The sequence below is a fragment of the Tessaracoccus zhenghani genome, assembly GCF_055326325.1.
Window position 1 is genome coordinate 18,366 of the sequence record NZ_JBUZNQ010000010.1, and the last position, 16,890, is coordinate 35,255.

General features: G+C 67.3%; 20 protein-coding genes and 1 pseudogene. 10 read left to right on the forward strand and 11 right to left on the reverse strand.

Features of this window, described 5'->3' with window-relative positions; genetic code table 11:
- Positions 1-3 precede the first annotated feature (3 nt).
- The 5 genes from ACZK4S_RS14195 to ACZK4S_RS14215 form a co-directional block, all read right to left on the reverse strand.
- Positions 4-870 carry an ABC transporter ATP-binding protein gene (locus tag ACZK4S_RS14195; protein WP_083665506.1) on the reverse strand — a complete coding sequence of 289 codons (867 nt, stop codon included), beginning with the start codon at positions 868-870 and terminating at the stop codon, positions 4-6.
- A gap of 6 nt (positions 871-876) precedes the next feature.
- The gene (locus ACZK4S_RS14200) at positions 877-1,950 is read right to left on the reverse strand and encodes a hypothetical protein (protein ID WP_463644734.1); all 1,074 of its coding nucleotides are present in this window, start codon (positions 1,948-1,950) and stop codon (positions 877-879) included.
- On the reverse strand, positions 1,947-3,113 hold the full coding sequence (locus ACZK4S_RS14205) for a glycosyltransferase family 4 protein (RefSeq protein ID WP_076061636.1): 1,167 nt from the start codon (positions 3,111-3,113) through the stop codon (positions 1,947-1,949). Before ACZK4S_RS14205 ends, ACZK4S_RS14200 begins: the two co-directional genes overlap by 4 nt.
- Positions 3,110-3,460 carry a hypothetical protein gene (locus ACZK4S_RS14210; RefSeq protein WP_076061639.1) on the reverse strand — a complete coding sequence of 117 codons (351 nt, stop codon included), beginning with the start codon at positions 3,458-3,460 and terminating at the stop codon, positions 3,110-3,112. Before ACZK4S_RS14210 ends, ACZK4S_RS14205 begins: the two co-directional genes overlap by 4 nt.
- A gap of 329 nt (positions 3,461-3,789) precedes the next feature.
- Positions 3,790-3,954, reverse strand: coding sequence for a DUF8730 family Cys-rich protein (locus ACZK4S_RS14215; RefSeq protein WP_182763093.1), 165 nt, complete (start codon positions 3,952-3,954; stop codon positions 3,790-3,792).
- A 126-nt stretch (positions 3,955-4,080) separates the two neighbouring features.
- On the opposite strand from ACZK4S_RS14215, the gene ACZK4S_RS14220 reads away from it, so the two are divergent.
- On the forward strand, positions 4,081-5,688 hold the full coding sequence (locus ACZK4S_RS14220) for an FAD-dependent oxidoreductase (RefSeq protein WP_463644759.1): 1,608 nt from the start codon (positions 4,081-4,083) through the stop codon (positions 5,686-5,688).
- A 60-nt stretch (positions 5,689-5,748) separates the two neighbouring features.
- Here the strand turns inward: ACZK4S_RS14220 and ACZK4S_RS14225 are convergent, their stop codons facing one another.
- Both ACZK4S_RS14225 and dnaA read right to left on the reverse strand, forming a co-directional pair.
- Complete coding sequence (locus tag ACZK4S_RS14225) at positions 5,749-6,024, reverse strand: metal-sensitive transcriptional regulator (protein WP_463644735.1); 276 nt, start codon at positions 6,022-6,024, stop codon at positions 5,749-5,751.
- A 38-nt stretch (positions 6,025-6,062) separates the two neighbouring features.
- Positions 6,063-7,418 (reverse strand): chromosomal replication initiator protein DnaA, encoded by a 1,356-nt coding sequence (gene dnaA / locus ACZK4S_RS14230; RefSeq protein ID WP_369819261.1) that lies wholly within the window; start codon positions 7,416-7,418, stop codon positions 6,063-6,065.
- Between the two features lie 354 nt (positions 7,419-7,772).
- Here dnaA and rpmH point away from each other — a divergent pair, with 354 nt between their 5' ends.
- From rpmH to ACZK4S_RS14275, 9 genes and pseudogenes are all read left to right on the forward strand, one after another.
- Positions 7,773-7,910, forward strand: a complete 138-nt coding sequence (gene rpmH, locus ACZK4S_RS14235) for a 50S ribosomal protein L34 (RefSeq protein ID WP_076061646.1) — start codon at positions 7,773-7,775, stop codon at positions 7,908-7,910.
- A gap of 4 nt (positions 7,911-7,914) precedes the next feature.
- A complete protein-coding gene (rnpA, locus tag ACZK4S_RS14240; protein WP_076061648.1) occupies positions 7,915-8,262 on the forward strand; it encodes a ribonuclease P protein component in 348 nt (115 codons plus the stop codon).
- 5 nt (positions 8,263-8,267) lie between these two features.
- Positions 8,268-8,510 (forward strand): annotated as a pseudogene (yidD, locus tag ACZK4S_RS14245) (membrane protein insertion efficiency factor YidD); the annotation flags it as partial.
- A 41-nt stretch (positions 8,511-8,551) separates the two neighbouring features.
- Positions 8,552-9,661 carry a membrane protein insertase YidC gene (gene yidC, locus ACZK4S_RS14250; protein WP_463644736.1) on the forward strand — a complete coding sequence of 370 codons (1,110 nt, stop codon included), beginning with the start codon at positions 8,552-8,554 and terminating at the stop codon, positions 9,659-9,661.
- Between the two features lie 73 nt (positions 9,662-9,734).
- A complete protein-coding gene (locus ACZK4S_RS14255; protein ID WP_463644737.1) occupies positions 9,735-10,208 on the forward strand; it encodes a Jag family protein in 474 nt (157 codons plus the stop codon).
- Between the two features lie 92 nt (positions 10,209-10,300).
- Positions 10,301-10,945 carry a 16S rRNA (guanine(527)-N(7))-methyltransferase RsmG gene (rsmG, locus tag ACZK4S_RS14260; RefSeq protein ID WP_076061816.1) on the forward strand — a complete coding sequence of 215 codons (645 nt, stop codon included), beginning with the start codon at positions 10,301-10,303 and terminating at the stop codon, positions 10,943-10,945.
- A 155-nt stretch (positions 10,946-11,100) separates the two neighbouring features.
- Complete coding sequence (locus tag ACZK4S_RS14265) at positions 11,101-12,084, forward strand: ParA family protein (protein ID WP_459396559.1); 984 nt, start codon at positions 11,101-11,103, stop codon at positions 12,082-12,084.
- The gene (locus tag ACZK4S_RS14270; protein WP_463644738.1) at positions 12,084-12,971 is read left to right on the forward strand and encodes a ParB/RepB/Spo0J family partition protein; all 888 of its coding nucleotides are present in this window, start codon (positions 12,084-12,086) and stop codon (positions 12,969-12,971) included. The genes ACZK4S_RS14265 and ACZK4S_RS14270 overlap by 1 nt, the downstream gene beginning before the upstream one ends.
- Before the next feature lie 54 nt (positions 12,972-13,025).
- Entirely contained in the window at positions 13,026-13,415 is a 390-nt protein-coding gene (locus tag ACZK4S_RS14275; RefSeq protein ID WP_463644739.1) for a DUF3817 domain-containing protein, read from the forward strand.
- A gap of 19 nt (positions 13,416-13,434) precedes the next feature.
- On the opposite strand, the gene ACZK4S_RS14280 is transcribed toward ACZK4S_RS14275, so the two are convergent.
- Genes ACZK4S_RS14280 through ACZK4S_RS14295 form a run of 4 tightly spaced genes read right to left on the reverse strand, consistent with a single transcriptional unit; the run spans position 13,435 to position 16,869 of the window.
- Entirely contained in the window at positions 13,435-14,118 is a 684-nt protein-coding gene (locus ACZK4S_RS14280; RefSeq protein ID WP_463644740.1) for an SURF1 family protein, read from the reverse strand.
- Complete coding sequence (locus tag ACZK4S_RS14285; RefSeq protein WP_459396555.1) at positions 14,115-15,047, reverse strand: D-alanine--D-alanine ligase family protein; 933 nt, start codon at positions 15,045-15,047, stop codon at positions 14,115-14,117. The genes ACZK4S_RS14280 and ACZK4S_RS14285 overlap by 4 nt, the downstream gene beginning before the upstream one ends.
- A 14-nt stretch (positions 15,048-15,061) precedes the next feature.
- The gene (locus tag ACZK4S_RS14290; RefSeq protein ID WP_463644741.1) at positions 15,062-16,366 is read right to left on the reverse strand and encodes an aminotransferase-like domain-containing protein; all 1,305 of its coding nucleotides are present in this window, start codon (positions 16,364-16,366) and stop codon (positions 15,062-15,064) included.
- Entirely contained in the window at positions 16,363-16,869 is a 507-nt protein-coding gene (locus ACZK4S_RS14295; RefSeq protein WP_076061666.1) for a hypothetical protein, read from the reverse strand. The genes ACZK4S_RS14290 and ACZK4S_RS14295 overlap by 4 nt, the downstream gene beginning before the upstream one ends.
- Positions 16,870-16,890 lie beyond the last annotated feature (21 nt).

The window sequence follows — 16,890 nt, forward strand, 5'->3', positions numbered from 1 at the left end:
GGGTCAGTCCAGCAGGGCGCGGCGGGCGATGGAGCGTTCGACGGTGGATTCTTCCTCGACCTCGTCACCGACCGGAGCGTTCATGGAGGCGGCCGTTCCGTCCCGGTACACCACGGGGCCCGCCGCGGCGGGCTGGTCGTGGCGGGGGTACAGCGTGGCCATCGCGCTGAGCAGCTGATCCTGCGTGGCGCCGCGCATCTCGTGGACGATGCGGCCGTCGGAGAGGAACACGGTGCGGTCTGCGTAGCTGGCGGCGTGGGCGTCGTGGGTGACCATGACCACCGTCTGGCCGAACTCGTCCACGGAGCGCCTGAGGAAGCCGAGCACCTCCGCGGCCGACGTGGAATCCAGGTTGCCGGTGGGCTCATCGCCGAACACGATGTCCGGGCGGTTCATCAGGGCCCGGGCGCACGCCACCCGCTGTTGCTGGCCGCCGGAGAGCTCCGAGGGCTTGTGGGTGAGCCGGTCCGCCAGGCCCAGTACGTCGACGATGCGGTCGAACCACTCCGCATCGACCTTCTTGCCGGCGATCGCCAGCGGCAGCGTGATGTTCTCGCGGGCCGTGAGCGTGGGCACCAAGTTGAACGCCTGGAAGATGAAGCCGATGCGGTCGCGGCGCAACTCCGTCAGCGGGGTGTCGCCGAGCGGCCCGACGGCGGTGTCGCCGATCCAGACCTCGCCCGCGGTGGGCGTATCCAGAGCGGCCATCAGGTGCATCAGGGTGGATTTGCCGGACCCCGACGGGCCCATGATGGCGGTGAATTCGCCCGCGCGGATCTCGAAATCCACGGAGGACAGTGCCGTCACGACGGCAGAGCCGGTTCCGTAGATCTTGGTGAGGCCTTCGGCCCGCGCTGCGATGCTCACCATTCGAGACTAGCGGGTCGGGAAAACGTGCTCACCGAGGCTGAACGCCAGGGCTGCGATCTCCTCGGGCGACTCCTCCCCGCCCAGCACCGCGTCGACCTGCATCGCCCAGCCGGCGGAGTCGTAGGCGACCTGCTCCTGCTCGGCCTCCGACGTGTACCGCTGGGTGGCGGTGGTGCCGTCGATGATCCGGGCGTACCAACGCCGCTTGGCGTACAGCGCGAAATCCGCCGCCACGTACTGCTCGCCGGTGAGGTAGACCACGTCGTAGTGGTCCGCCCTGGCGTCGAAGTACTTCTCCAACTGCCAGCGCCAGTAGCCACCGATGTGGTCTGAGGCGGCAACGGGCCGCTCACGGTCGCCGGCCAACGCGATGGCCGCCCACGCCGGCAGCGCGCCGGGCGAGTTCGTCAGGCCGGGGGCGCCGAGGTCCGGCACGTAGTGGGTGCGTTCCCCGGCCCCCGGGCGACGCACGGCGGTGACGAGGTCGACGGCGAGGCCGGGCGTCGTCGGCAGCGTGGGTTCGTCGTGGTGGCTGACCACCAGCACGCGCGTGACCCCGAGATCACGCAGCTCCTCGCGCGGGGTGGGCTTCTCGTCCACGTCGATGAGCGGCGTGGCGGGCAGTTCCGAGAACGGCTCCCTCCACCTCTTCGCCAGGTCCGTCAGCGCCTCCGGTTTAGGCGCGAACAGGCCCTCGTTGGCCAACATGCAGGCTGCGGCAGTGGGGGTGTGGAGCGGCGGTGCCCCGTCGATCCAGACGCCGAACGGCCAACCGCGTGAGGCAGCCGCCCACAGCGCGAGCTCAGCGGCCCATTCGTCCGGCGCGACGACGGGCATCGGCTCGTGGATGTGCTTCTGGAGCCAGTTGAGCAGGTTGTCCCACCCCCCGACGGTGGCGGCGTCGAGGGATCCGTCGTGGACGCTGAACGGCAGCGGCGGCAGGGCCAGCGTCTGGGCCGGGTCCAGGCCGTCGAAGCGCAGGAGCTGGCCGTCGCGCTTCAGCACCTTCCAGCCACGGGCGCCGGCTATGTGGGCGGCGACCGGGTCGTCGGAGATCAGGACCGGGGTGCGGTGCGTCATGCGGACAGGCCTCCGATGAGGTCGATTTCGCGGTCAATGGTGGCGGCGCGGCCGCACTGGGCGCGGACCCGTTCGGCCGCGGCCACCGACAGTTCGGGCATCAGCTGGCGGTTGGCCAGCAGGTGGCGGATCGCATCGGCGAAGGCCCAGGGGTCCTCCGCGCGGGGCAGCAGGCTCGAGGCGTCGTCGGTGAATTCGGGGATGGCGGCCACCGGGTTGGTGATGGTGACCATGCCGCTGGCCATCGCCTCGCCGAGCATCACGCCCTGGGTGTCGAAGCGCGTCGGGCACAGGAACACCCCGTGCCGTTGGTGCGCGGCGGCCATCTCGATGGGCGAGGAGTAGCGCTCCTCCACGGTCACGTTGCGGTGACGACGCAGGCCGGCGGTCTCGTCGCGGAAGTGGCGGCCGAAGCCGCGCACCGTGACGGTGAGCTCGGCGAAGCCGGGTTCCTCCGCCAGCACCTCGAGGGCGCGCAGGGCGATGTCGTTGCCGTAGTTGCGTTCCGCGAAGCTGCGCAGCACAAGCAGCTGGGCGGCCTCTTCCGGCTGACGCACCCGGGCCACGAAGGTGTCGCCGTCGATGTGGTTGGGGATCACCTGGGCGTTGCCGGCCGCGACGCCGACGTCCTGGGCGGCCAGTTGGCGCTGGAAATCCGAGACGAACACGACGGTGGCCGCAGCGTCGGTGAAGAGCCTGGCGGCCGCCTCGAACCGGGCGCGGTTCAGCTCGTCCCGGGCGGTGCGGATGGAGGCGAGCTCGCGGCTGTCGTGGTTTCCGGCGAGCCGGCGGTAGTCGCGCACCTCGTAGCCGTGGAACCAGACGGCCAGGCGTTGCGCGGGGACACGGTCGAGTAGCGCGTGGATGGTGCTCGGTTCCGGGGAGTGCGCGAGCACGGGCCGCTCGGCCTCCGCAGCGGCGTCGAGGACGCGTGTGAGCTCCTCCGGGGGGACCGACAACACCGGCAGTTCGCCGTCCGTGCCGGCCTCGGGGGTGCTGCCCGCGCGCAGCGATGAATCCACGACGACACCGCTGAGCCCGGCCGCCTGGTAGGCCTTGGCCCGCGTCCGGACGAATTCGCGGCCACTGCGCCACGGCCTGGGGTACGACGGTGTGAGCAGCACGTAGTCGGCCGAGGCGAGCTGGCCCTCGAGCTCGGTCATCGCTTCACCGTGCGCACGACCTTGCGGACGGCGCGCTCGGCGAGATTCGGCTTCGGCGACGCAGGGCTTGCGGCGAGTCGGTTCTTCAGTTCGACGATCTCCCCTTCGGCCTCCTCCACCTTGGAGCGGGCCTCGAACAGTTCGTCGCGCATCTTGGCCAGGGCCTTGAGGGCCGCCTCGTGTTCGGCCTCCTTGGCCGTGAGGCGCTGGGCGACGGCGAAGAGTTCGCCCTCCATGCGGGCAGCGTGCGCGGCAGCCTTCGTCAGCTCTTCGCGGGTGCTGGCCAGTTCGGCCTCCATGCCCCGCTGGAGGTGGTCGTCAATGCGGCTACGGTCGTCGTCGGTCACGCAGGTGAGTGTAACTGTGGGTGCCGGTTGGTTTGTGGCGTTCGGCGTACTCGTCTGTGCCTCTGTCCACACCCGGTGCTTTGATGATCTTTCTGTAGTTACATTCCAGATGTACTCATAGCGCCTGTGGACTCTGGGGATAACGCGCATCGCCCCTTGTCCTGCCAGTTCGGAGCATGTGGACGGTGTGTGGGCAGATGCAAACTACACGTGGAGTATCTGGGGATGAAAATGGGGGTGTGGAGTTATCCACACCCCCATCCACAGCTTGGGACAGCGTGCCGTCAACATGTTGTCCCCAGGCCGCACGGACCCGGGAACAGGGCAGATCAGCGGCCGAGGAAGCGGCCCAGGAGGCCGACCTTCTGTTCACCGGGATGCTGCCCGTCGCACCACTGGGCAGAGGGCACCCCGCGCTTGACGTCGGAGATGTGCTGGCCGCAGCCGGCCCAGGTGGTCTTGCCGCAAACTTTGCAGTTGACAGGTCGGCACATGGATGAGGTCCTTTCGACGAATTCTGAGCGTCTGCCAGGCGCAGACGATCACTACACCTGAACGATAGCATGATACCCCCGGGGGTACCTACCCCGGGGGGTATAGTGTCCCCCGTGAGAACAGTGATGGTTGGAGGAGTCGCCGGCGGAATGAGCGCGGCGACAAGGTTGCGACGACTCGACGAGGACATGGAGATCGTGGTCCTCGAGCGGAGTGGGTATGTGTCTTTTGCGAATTGCGGGCTGCCGTACCACGTGAGCGGCATCATCGAGGAGCGGTCGGCCCTGCTGCTGCAGACGCCGGAATCGCTGTGGGAGAGGTTCCGGATCGACGTGCGTGTCGGGACGGAGGCCGTGCGGATCGACAGGGCGCGCAAGGTGGTCATCGTGCGTGACGTGGCCACCGGAGAGGAGTCCGAACTCGGCTATGACAAGCTCGTGCTCTCCCCCGGCGCCCGCCCCGTGCAGCCGCCCATCCCGGGCATCGGCCGCGCGTTGACGCTGCGCAACGTCGAGGACACCGACGCAATGGTGGCTGCGGTGCAGGGCGCGCGAACCGCGGTCGTCATCGGCGGCGGCTTCATCGGCCTGGAGGTCACGGAGAACCTGTTGCACCGCGGCATGAAGGTCGCGCTGGTGGAGGCGTTGGACCAGGTGATGGCCCCGCTCGACCCGGAGATGGTGGCGCCGGTGCACGACCGGTTGCGTGAACACGGCGTGGACCTGCGGCTCGGCGCAGCGGTGACCGCGATCGGTGAGACCGACGTCACCCTGGCCGACGGGTCGACCCTGCCTGCCGACATCGTCGTGGCCGCCATCGGCGTGCGCCCCGACGTCGAACTCGCACGCGCCGCCGGGCTGCACGTCGGTTCGCTCGGCGGCATCGTCGTCGACTCCCGCAACCTGACGTCGGATCCGTCGATCTACGCCGTGGGTGACGCCGTCCAGAAGGACGACGCACTGAACGACGACGCGGTGCTGGTGCCGCTTGCCAACACGGCCAACCTCCAGGGCAGGCGCGTGGCCGACGACATCGCGGGCCGCGGTGTGCCCGCCAGGCCCGTCATGGGCACGGCGATCGTCGGGCTCCTCGGCCTGCAGGTGGCCTCCGTCGGCTGGAGCGAGAAGCGGCTCAGGGCCGTGGGCAAGGAGCACCTCGTCATCCACACGCACCCCGCCTCGCACGCCACCTACTACCCGGGCGCGGCGACGATGGCGCTCAAGCTGCTGGTGGATCCCGCCGACGGACGGATCCTGGGCGCCCAGGGCGTGGGTGAATCCGGCGTCGACAAACGCATCGATGTGATCGCGACCGCGATGGCCGGCGGCCTGAAGGCCCCGGAGTTGGCGGAACTCGAGCTGGCCTACGCGCCGCAGTTCGGTTCTGCCAAGGATGCGGTCAACATGTTGGGGTACGTGGCGGAGAACCGCCTCAGTGGGCTGGAGAACTCGATCCAGTGGCACGAGGTGGAGGCTGCGCAGGAGGCCGGCGCCACGGTCGTCGACGTGCGGACACCGAGCGAATTCGAGCGCGGCGCGATCGCCGGCGCGGTGAACCTGCCCCTGGACGAGCTGCGGGACCGGATGGATGAGATCCCCGACGGTGACCTCATCGTGCATTGTGGGGTGGGTATCCGCAGCCATGCCGCGGTCTTCATCCTCGGGGACCGGCGGGTGCTGAACCTCGACGGCGGGTACATGACGTGGAAGGCCGGAACCGCGGCCAGAGTCTGAACGCGGTTGCTGAGCGGCCGCCCCCTGGGCGGGGCGGCGGCTCAGCAACAAGCTGGGCCGTCAGGCGAGCGAAAGGAAGAGCTTCTCCATCTTCGCCTGGTCCATCCCCTGGTCGGGGTGCTCGAGGCACTGCTTCAGGCCGACCGCGATCGTCGAGAAGCCGGCCCTGTCGACGGCCTTGGACACGGCGGCCAGTTGAGTGACGATGTCGTCACAGTCGCGGCCTTCCTCGATCATCTTGATGATGCCGCCCAGCTGGCCCTGGGCGCGCTTGAGTCTGCGGACGACGGATTCCATCTCTCCGGGGTTCAACTGCATGGGGGCCTCCTGGTTCACACTGCCACTATACCCCTAGAGGTATACGGGACCAGCCGTCACGCCTGCTTGATCTGGTTCGTGAGCTCGGTGACCTGATTGTAGAGGTCCCTGTCCACGCCGATCTTCTCCGTGATCTTCCGCACGGCATGCAGCACCGTCGAGTGGTCCCGGCCGCCGAACTTCGAGCCGATCTTCGGCAGCGACAACTCAGTCATCTCCCGGCAGAGGTACATCGCCACCTGACGGGCCGACGCGATGGTGGCCACCCGGCTGGCGCCTGTGAGGTCGTCGTGGCTGATGCCGTAGTAGCCCGCCGTTGCCGCCATGATCGTCTGCGCGTCCACCGGGGCCGCGTCCTCTGGCATGAGGTCGTTGAGCACCTGCTGCGTGAGGTCCTCGGTGATCTCCTGCGCGTTCAGGCTGGCCAGGGCGGCGACGCGGGTGAGGGCGCCTTCGAGCTCGCGGATGTTGGTGGGGATGCGCGAGGCGATGAGTTCCAGCACCTGCGTGCCCGCAGTCAACCGCTGTTGCGCGACCTTCTTGCGGAGGATGGCGATGCGGGTCTCGAGGTCCGGCGGCTGGATGTCGGTCATGAGGCCCCATTCGAAGCGCGAGCGCAGCCGGGGTTCCAGCGCCTCCAGCAGCTTCGGCGGCCGGTCCGACGTCATCACGATCTGCTTCTGGGCGTTGTGCAGGGTGTTGAACGTGTGGAAGAACTCCTCCTGCGTCTGGATCTTCGACTCCAGGAACTGGATGTCGTCGACGAGCAGCACGTCCACGTCGCGGTACGACGAGCGGAACTCGGCGGTGCGGTTGTTGGAGATGGCGTTGATGAAGTCGTTGGTGAGCTCCTCCGTGGAGACGTACTTCACGCGGAGGTTCTCGTAGTAGCTGGTGACGTAGTGGCCGATGGCGTGCAACAGGTGCGTTTTGCCCAGGCCCGACGGGCCGTAGATCATCAGCGGGTTGTAGGACTTGCCGGGGGTCTCCGCGACGGCGGCGGCCGCGGCGTGCGCGAAGCGGTTCGACGAGCCGGCGACGAAGGACTCGAAGGTGTAGCGGGGGTTGAGCCGCACCTCCTGGGGCTTCGAGCGCGGGAGCATGGGTTGCGGCGGCAGCTCCTCCGGCATCGGCGGGGCCGGAGCCGGCTCGTCGGGCACCAGCTCGGGGCTGATCATCACCGCGAGGTGGGTGGGCTGGCCGAAAAGTTCGCTCAGCCGGTCCTCAATCTGTGGGCGGAGTTTCGTCTCCAGGCGTTCGCGGGTGGGTTCATCACCGACGGCGAGCATCAGCGTCGAGCCGTGCATGTCCACAGGCCGGGTACGGCGTAGCCAGGCGCGAGTGGGGAAATCAGCGGACGTGATCACGTCCTCCCACAGCACCGCCAGGTCTGGCGTCGGTGATTGAGTCACCTCACCCACTTCCCGGGCGGTTCTTCCGCCTCACATCGCACTCGTCCACAGAGTTGTCCACAAGAGGGTATAACTGATCTCGAGCTAAGCCCAATGCTGCCCCGCCTGTGGATAACCGGAGACAGACTTATGAAACTAGTCCCCGTAGAACGATCCTGCAAGGAGAATCGGCGTGTTGCCGGAGTGTCGCCTGGACTACAATCATGTAGTTTGTTTAGTTGACTGGCTGAACTGCGCCGGTTTGGCTAACGAGGGGTTGTCCACGTATCGTTGACCAGTCGCCATCTCGGCGGCCACTTCCCCCTGCCCGGGCCACGGGCAGCGTTCAACCTTCGATCTTGAGGGAGTAATCCCATGACTAAGCGCACGTTCCAGCCGAGCAACCGTCGTCGGAGCCGCAACCACGGTTTCCGCGCCCGCATGCGTACCCGCGCCGGCCGCGCCATCCTGAGCGCCCGTCGTCGTAAGGGTCGCATCGAGCTGTCGGCCTGACTCTGTGCTGCCGAAATCGCAGCGCCTGAAGAGGCCCGGCGACTTTGGCATCACCGTCAGGCACGGCTCGAGAGCGGCAACGCCGACAGTAGTGGTGCACGTGAGGCACCCTCAGCAGAATCCACCCGAATGCACCCGGGTGGGTTTTGTTGTCTCCAAGAAGGTGGGCAACGCCGTGACGCGTAACCGCGTCAAGCGGCGCCTCCGGCACCTTGCCACGGAGCTGACAAGCCCGTTCCCCACAGACGTCGTGGTTCGGGCGCTGCCCGGGGCCGCCGTCGACGAGGCACGGCTCGGCTCTGATTTCGCCGACGCCTGGCGCCGCGCGTTCCGGAAGGCCGGTACATGCTGAAGTACCCGCTCATCTGGTTCGTCAAGGGCTGGCGCCGGTTCATCTCCCCCATGTACGGAGATGTCTGCAAGTTTCATCCCACGTGTTCGGCCTACGGGCTGACCGCGTTGGAGACCCACGGCGCCCTCAAGGGTTCCGTGCTGACCATCGGTCGGATCGCCCGCTGCCACCCGTGGTCGCAGGGCGGGGTCGACTACGTTCCCGGCACGCCGCAGGCTGCTGCCTGGGAACAAGAGAATTCGCGTAGCACGACGCCTGATCAGGCGTCACATCTAGCTGAGGTGGCTTAATGCTCGATCTGTTCGTCTCGCTGAACATCTGGGACAGTTTCTACGGTCTGCTCTCGGCGATGATGCAGCCGCTGTACTGGGCGGTGTCCGGCATCGTGGTGTTCTTCCACCAGGTGCTGAGCCCCGTGTTCGGTGCCAACTCCGGCGTCACGTGGACCCTTGCCATCGTGATGCTCACCGTGCTGATCCGCACGCTTCTCATCCCGCTGTTCGTCAAGCAGATCAACTCTGCCCGCAACATGCAGCTGATGCAGCCCAAGGTGGCCGAACTGCAGAAGAAGTTCGGGCACGATCGTGAGCGACTCGGCCAGGAGACGATGAAGCTCTACAAGGAGGAGGGCGTCAATCCCATGGCGTCCTGCCTCCCACTCCTGCTGCAGATGCCGATCTTCCTGGCGCTGTTCCGCGTGCTGCAGGGTGTGGCCGACGACACCCCGCGTGGCTACTGGTTCACCAGCCGGCCGGATCTGGTGGATTCGCTGCAGCAGTCGACCATCTGGGGTGCCGGTCTGGCCGAGCGCATCTTCCCCATCGAGAGCTTCGGCGCCACGCAGGTCATCGGCATCTTCCTCGTGGTGGCCATGGTGGCGGTCTTCTTCGTCACGCAGCTCCAGCTGATGCGCAAGAACATGCCGCCGGAGTCGCAGACCGGCCAGGCCGCGCAGATGCAGAAGATGATGCTGTACTTCTTCCCCGTCGTGTACGCCATGTCGGCAACGTTCATCCCCATCGGCGTGCTCGTCTACTGGCTGACGTCCAACCTCTGGACGATGGTCCAGCAGGCCATCCTCATCCGTAACAACCCTGCGCCCAACACCCCGGCCTACATCGACTGGGAAGACCGCATGAAGGCCAAGGGCCTTGATCCCGACGAGGTTGTGCGTCAGCGTGCTGACAAGCGGCGCAAGACCAAGCCTGTCTCGACGTCCCGCGTGGTTGGCAGGCCGGCTGATGACGCCTCCGCCGACGGCTCGGTGGCCGAGGACGCGCCGAAGGTGTCGCGCCAGCAGGTCACGCGTCAGACGGTGCGCACCTCCGATGACGGACGCCGGGTCGTGCAGCGGCAGCAGCCGCGGCAGCAGGCCCGCTCCAACCGCAAGAAGAAGTAGACCCTCCGGACCCCCGTTGCCCGAGGCTGTGTACGCCACGGCCGACGCGGGGCCTCCGACCTGAGAGATAAGGATGGACGCAATGTCCGACAAAGACACCGATCTGATGGCCGAGGGCGACCTGGTCGCCGACTACCTCGAAGAGCTCCTCGACATCGCAGACCTGGATGGCGACATCGAGAACTCGGTGCAGGAGGGCCGCGCCTACGTGGCCATCGACACCGATTCCGAGCAACTCGTGGGCAAGGACGGCGAGGTCCTCGAAGCCCTCCAGGAGTTGGCGCGCCTGGTGGTCATGACCGAAACCGGCAACCGGTCCCGCCTGATGGTCGATGTGGCCGGGTTCCGCGCCCGCCGCCGCGCCGAACTCATCGTGCTGGCGAAGGACGCGATCGCTGCGGTGCAGGAGACCGGCGAGTCCGCGCGTCTCGCGCCCATGAACGCGTACGAGCGCAAGATCGTCCACGACGAGGTGGCAGCCGCCGGCCTCGTGAGCGAGTCTGAGGGCGAAGCCCCCAACCGTCGCGTCGTGGTCCAGAAGGTCTGACCAGACCTTCCCGTCCTGGTTCGACGGCGGGCTCGGCTGAGTGCCGGGTCCGCCGTCGATTCGTTTTTGGCATTGTTAGGCATATGGAGCCCATGGAACACGACCCCTCGGAACTCGAGCAGACGATCGCTGTGCGCTTGTTCGGGACTTACCCGCAAAGCGAGAAACAGTTAAGGCAATATGTCGATATATTGGCGTCGCGCGGCATGGAGTGGGGACTCATGGGCCCGCGCGAGGGCGACAAACTGTGGCAGCGACACGTCGCCAACTCGCTCGCGATCGTGGACGCCATCCCGCACGGGCTGGATGTCGCTGATATCGGGAGCGGAGCCGGGCTGCCTGGGATTCCGCTCGCCATCGTCCGTCCGGACCTCCGCATCACGCTGATCGAGTCACTCCAGCGGCGGTGTGAATTCCTGGAGCTCGCGGTCCAAGAGCTGGGGCTCGGTGATCGGGTGGAGGTGCGTCGCGGCCGGGCTGAGGAGGTCAAGGCGCGCTTCGACGTGGTCACGTGTCGGGCCGTCGCTCCCTTGGAAAAGCTTCTGCGCTGGACCACACCCCTGTTCTCCCCTGACGGCATGTTGCTCGCGCTCAAGGGCGCCTCGGCTGAAGAGGAGATCCGCAATGCCGCGAACCTGCTGAAGAACAACCGGCTGAGGGCGGACGTTCTGGAGTTGCAGGCGGCTCCCGGTGTGGAGGGGACGCGCGCCATCCGCGTGACGCGCGCAGGCGCCTGATGCCTGGGCCCTCTCGCCCACTCCCGCCGGCGGGAGCCAGCTCACGGAGGGATGCAGGCATCGAAACTGAATGTTTCACGTGAAACGGCCTCCCCGAATCGTGTTCGACCAGCCGCTTGGGTAGAGTTCTCACGAATCCCCAAGGAGGCCACTCAATGGCGTTGTTCTTCCGCAAGCGCAAGCAGGTGACGGACGAGAACGAGTTGTGGAAGGACCACAGCAATGTTTCACGTGAAACACCCCCACAACCCCGCCGAGCGCTGAGCAACGCCGCGACGGCCACCCTGGAGGAAGAGTACGGGGATGAGATGGTCGAGTACGCGGCGCCGACGCCCACACTCCCCCGCCCCGCTGAGCCCCGCGTGTTCGTCGTGGCGAACCAGAAGGGCGGGGTGGGCAAGACCACCACGACGGTCAACGTCGCAATGGCGCTCGCCCTCGGCGGCCTCAACGTCCTGGTCATCGACATCGACCCCCAGGGCAACGCGTCAACCGCGCTGGGCGTGGATCACAAGTCCGGCACGAAGGGCACCTACGAGGTGTTGACCGAGCAGATCGGCATCATCGAGCACGCTCAGCCGTCCCCGCACTCCCCCAACCTGCACGTTCTGCCGGCCGCCATCGATCTGGCCATGGCCGAGCTGGAGCTGGTGAACGAACGCGGCCGCGAGATGCGGATGCGTGACGCGATCCGTACCTACATCGACGAATCCGGGGTCGACTACATCTTCTTTGACTGCCCCCCGTCGCTGGGCCTCCTCACGTTGAACGCGCTCGTGGCCGCCACCGAGATCCTGGTGCCCATCCAGACGGAGTACTACGCGCTCGAGGGCGTCTCGCACCTGATGCACACCATCAATCGCGTCAAGGGAAACCTGAACGACGACCTGCAGCTCAGCACAATCCTGTTGACCATGTACGACCCGCGCACCAACCTCTCGCGCGACGTCGCGGAGGAGGTGCGGCGCCACTTCCCCAACGAGACGCTCGAGGTGGAGATTCCGCGTTCGGTGAAGATCGCGGAGGCGCCGAGTTTCGGTCAGACAGTCATGACGTACCAGCCGAAGAACGTGGGCGCCCTCGCCTACCAGGAAGCGGCCGAAGAAATCGCCAACCGCGCAGAAAGGGCTGACGCCTGATGGCAGTTAAGAACACGGGGCTCGGTAGGGGCCTCGGGGACCTGTTCGCCCGCACGGATGGTGAATCTGCACCGGAGCAACTCAAGGACGGTTCCGTCTACGAGGAGATCCCGCTTCAGAAGATCGGGCCGAACCCCCAGCAGCCCCGCACAGTGTTCGACGAGGACGACCTGGCGGAACTGGCTGCATCCATCCGCGAGTTCGGTGTGCTTCAGCCGGTCGTCGTGCGTCGAGTCGGGGACGGCTTCGAGTTGATCATGGGGGAGCGGCGCCTCCGCGCGAGCAAGCTGGCCAAGCGCAAGACCATCCCAGCCATCATCCGCGGCACTGACGACGAGGCGCTCCTGCGAGACGCGCTGCTGGAGAACCTCCACCGCGCCAATCTGAATCCGATCGAGGAGGCGCGCGCCTACGGGCAGCTCCTCGACGACTTCGACTGCACCCAGGAAGAGCTTTCGCAGCGCATCCACCGTAGCCGGCCGCAGATCTCCAACACGCTTCGCCTGCTGGGCCTGCCGGAACGAGTGCAGCTGAAGGTGGCGGCGGGGACCATCTCCGCAGGCCACGCTCGGGCGCTGCTCGGCCTGGTTGACGCGGAGGCGCAGGAGCGCCTCGCGGATCGGATCATCGCCGAGGGGTTGTCAGTACGGTCCACAGAGGAGATCGTGGCACTAGGGCGCAACAAGGCCACCCCGCGGCAGTCGACCCCTCGCGGGCCGCAACTGCCGAGCGAACGCGAGCGCGTGATCTCGGGCCATCTCAGCGACCACTTCGACACGCGGGTGAAGGTCAACATCGGGCGGAACAAGGGCCGCATCACCATCGAGTTCGCCTCGGGGGAGGATCTCGACCGAATCATGGCGATCATGGACGGACGCAAGATATAAAGCGCGAAAGTGTTATAGCGGTATATCGACAAAACGATAAGGATGGAAACCCGTATGACGGTCAATGAGGAGAGCGCGTCCAACAACTCCCGGGGGTTCGTCCTCGACGCCGAAGACGTGCAGGGAGTGAAGAGCGCGCTGACCCGCTATCGGGTCATGGCCTGGGTGGTGGGAATCCTGCTCGTCGTCCTGGTGTGCGTGGGGATGCCGCTGAAGTACATCTGGGACGACGACAGGGTGGTCCGCTGGACGGGCATCCCGCACGGCTGGCTGTACGCCGTGCTCCTCATCACCGCGTACGACCTGGGGCGCAGGGTGAAGTGGTCGATCAAGTGGTTCCTCGCCATCATGGCGGCGGGCACCGTGCCCTTCCTGAGCTTCGTGGCGGAGCACTTCGCCACGAAGAACGTGAGGGCGACCCTGCGCGCCTCTGAGCGGCCCTGATAGCTCGGGCCGCCTGGGTTCAGCTGGCTTTGCCGAGCTGGCGGGCCGAGTAGAGCCCGAAGACGATGGCCCCCGCGGCGAACACCCACCACTGCAACGCGTAGCCGCGGTGCGTGGGGGAGCCGTCGGCCGTGGGGAGCACCAAACGGGCCTCCTCGAGCCCCTGGGCCTCGGACTCGGCCTCCGGCAGGGTGACGTAGCCGGCGATCAACGGCGACGGCCACTCCTGGGCGAGCTCCTGGATGCGGACCGAAGGATAGTCCGCCTGTACGCTACCGCCGGCCTCGGGAAAATCCGGGGCGAGGAAGATGCCCTCGACGCTCTGCGTGCCCTCAGGAGGTGCCGGAATACCCTCGCTGGCGTCGGCGGCGTCCACCGAGCCCCGAACGACGGCGATGTACCTGCTGTCGGCCGTCTCCATGAGCGTCAGGACCCGCCAGGGCGACCCGGTGCCGACGGTCGCCTCGTACTCCGGCAGGTAGACCCCCGTGAACGTGACCCGCTTGCCGTAGATGTCCTGCACCACACCGTCGGGGGCAACCGCCTCGGACAACGGTGTGGGGGGCTCCGCGGCTCGCTCGGCCGAGACGTCGCGGGTGGATTCCTGGTAGGACGCCATCTGCCAGACCCCCAGCCACATCATGACGAGCGCCACGACGATGCCTGCCACGATGGCGAGGGCCTGCTTCAGGCGGGTGCTCACCGCAGCGTCGCCTGATCCACCAGCGAGGCGAAGACTTCTCCCAGTTCACGGCCTGCTGCCTCGAACGCCAGCGGCGCCAGCGACGTCTCGGTCATACCGGGTGCCACGTTGCCCTCGAAGAACACGGGCCCCTCAGCGGTGACCATCATGTCGACGCGCGACAGGTGACGCAGCCCGAGCGCCCGGTGGACGGCGACTGCCAGCTCCTGCGCAGCGGTGAGCACGTCGTCGTCGAGCTGGGCCGGGGTCACGAAGCGGGTGGCGCCGGCGGTATAGCGGGACTCGTAGTCATAGACGCCGGACTCTGGCCGGATCTCCACCGGGGGGAGGGCGACGGGGCCGTTGCCCTCGTCCAGGACGGTCACGGCGACCTCGGTGCCGCTGAGGTACTGCTCGATGACCGCAACGGCCCCGTAGGCGTAGGCAGCCACCAGAGCCGACGGCAGCGCAGCCGCGTCGTCGACCTTCGTCACTCCCAGCGCAGAGCCCGACCGCGCGGGCTTCACCATGAGCGGGTAGCCGAGCTGCTGACCGATGGCCGCCATGAGGACCGGGGCGCCTAGTTCGCGGAAGATGTCGTGGGGCAGCGCGATCTGGCGCGGGGCAGCGAGCCCGGCCGCCCTCACGACGGAGGTGGCCACAGACTTGTCGAAGGTCAGTCGGGAAGCGGCGCCAGTGGGGCCGACGAACGGTACGCCCAGCACCTCCAGCACCTCGCGCAGCGCACCGTCCTCGCCCAGGCCCCCGTGCAGCATGGGCACCACGACGGCGTCCTCGTTGCGGCGCATGAGTTCCACCAGATCGGCGTTGACGTCGGTCTCCACGACGACCCGGCCTGCGTCGCGCAAAGCCTGCGCCACGCGTCGGCCGGACCGCAGCGACACGTCCCGCTCATGGCTGAGGCCCCCTGCAATCACGATGACGGTCACAACATCACTCCTTGTCAGCTCAGGTCTGGCGCCGGCCCGGCGGGCATGCGTCGTTCGACGGGGGAGGTGTGCACGCCGAACGTGGCCATCACCTCGAGTTCGCGCCGCACGACGTCGGCGAATCGCTTGACGCCCAGTTGGATGCGCTCGGCCGGCGGGAAGCAGAAGGAGAGGCGGGCGTTGCGCGCGCCCTGACCGTCGGCGTAGAAGGCGGAGCCAGGGACGAACGCCACCCGTGCGTTCACACCGCGGGGCAGCATGGCCTGCGAGTCGAGGCCCTCGGGCAGGGTCACCCACACGAAGAAGCCACCGGCGGGCTGGGTCCAGGAAGTGCCTGTGGGCATCGTCTCGTGGAGCGTGCTGAGCATGGCGTCGCGACGGTCGCGGTACATGTCGCGGAACACCACCACCTGGCGCTTCCAGTCGTGGTTCTTCAGGTAGTTGCCGATGGCGAACTGGCTGAACACGGGCGGGCACAGCGTCGCCGACTCCTGGGCCAGCACCAACTTCTCCCGCACCGCGTGCGGGGCCAGCACCCACCCCACCCGGAAGCCGGGGGCGAAGGTCTTGGAGAAGGAACCCAGGTAGATGACGTCCTCGTCGATGGAGCGCATGGCCGGGATGGGATCAGCGTCCAGCGACAGCAGCCCGTAGGGGTTGTCCTCGACCACCAGCACCCCACCCGAGCGGCAGACTTCGAGGATCTCGCGACGGCGGGCCAGCGGCTGCGTCACGCCGGAGGGGTTGTTGAAGTTGGGGATGGTGTAGAGGAACTTGATGCGCTTGCCTTCGGCGGTGAGGCGCGCGATGGTCTCCCGCAGCGCCGTCGGGTTGAGCCCCTCGTCGTCACACGGGACGTGCACCACCTCGGCCTGGTAGCTGAGGAAGGTACCCAGGGCACCCACGTACGATGGCGACTCCGCCAGCACAACGTCGCCGGGGTTGCAGAAGATGCGGGTGACCAGGTCAAGGCCCTGCTGCGAACCCGCGGTGATGGCGATGTCGTCCGGATGGGCCGTGATGCCCTCGAGTGCCATGACGTCCAGGATCTGCTCGCGGAACTCCGGCTCACCCTGGCCGGAGCCGTACTGCATGATCTGCATGCCGCGGGTGCGCACCATCTCCGCCATCGAATCCGCGATGTCGAGCAGCGGGAGGTCGGCGATGTTGGGCATGCCACCGGCGAGCGAGACGATCTCCGGCCGGTTGGCGACGGCGAACAGCGCGCGCACGGCTGAGACGCGCATGCCGTTGGTGCGCTCTGCGTAGTTGTCGACAAACCGGTCCAGCCGGGTGTCGTGACGGGTGTTGTCGGTCACTGGCCGATCGCCTCCTTGAAGCGGTCCAGGGTTTCGGCGACCGCGGTTTCGCTCTGTTCGGTGACTGACACGAGCAGCACGCCCACTTCGTCGATCACCTCACCGCACGCCGATTCGCCGGTGTCCTCGGAGACCCCACAGTATCGAGAGCCTCCGGTGGGGGATGGGGTCTGAGCATCGATCTCGATGCCCGCGTTGGCCACGAACTCCGCGACATCCGGCTCCGGCCACGACAGGATGAACACGACGGTGTTCTCACCGTCGGTGTAGTCGGCCTGCACGATGCGCTGGTTGGCCGGTCCGGGACCGGTGCTTTCGCTCGACTCGCCGCGCACCAGATCATCCACCATCAGTGGGGTGTCCAGGGGGAACGCGGGCGAGGGGCTCGCTGAGGGGGAAGGTGTCTGCCCGGGGCGATCCGCGAGACTGCCGCCGATCAGCCCACCGGCGAGCAGAAGCACACCCACCCCGCCGGCGAGCGCCGGCTTGACCCAGGCGGGCATGGGCGGCCTCGAACCCACCGG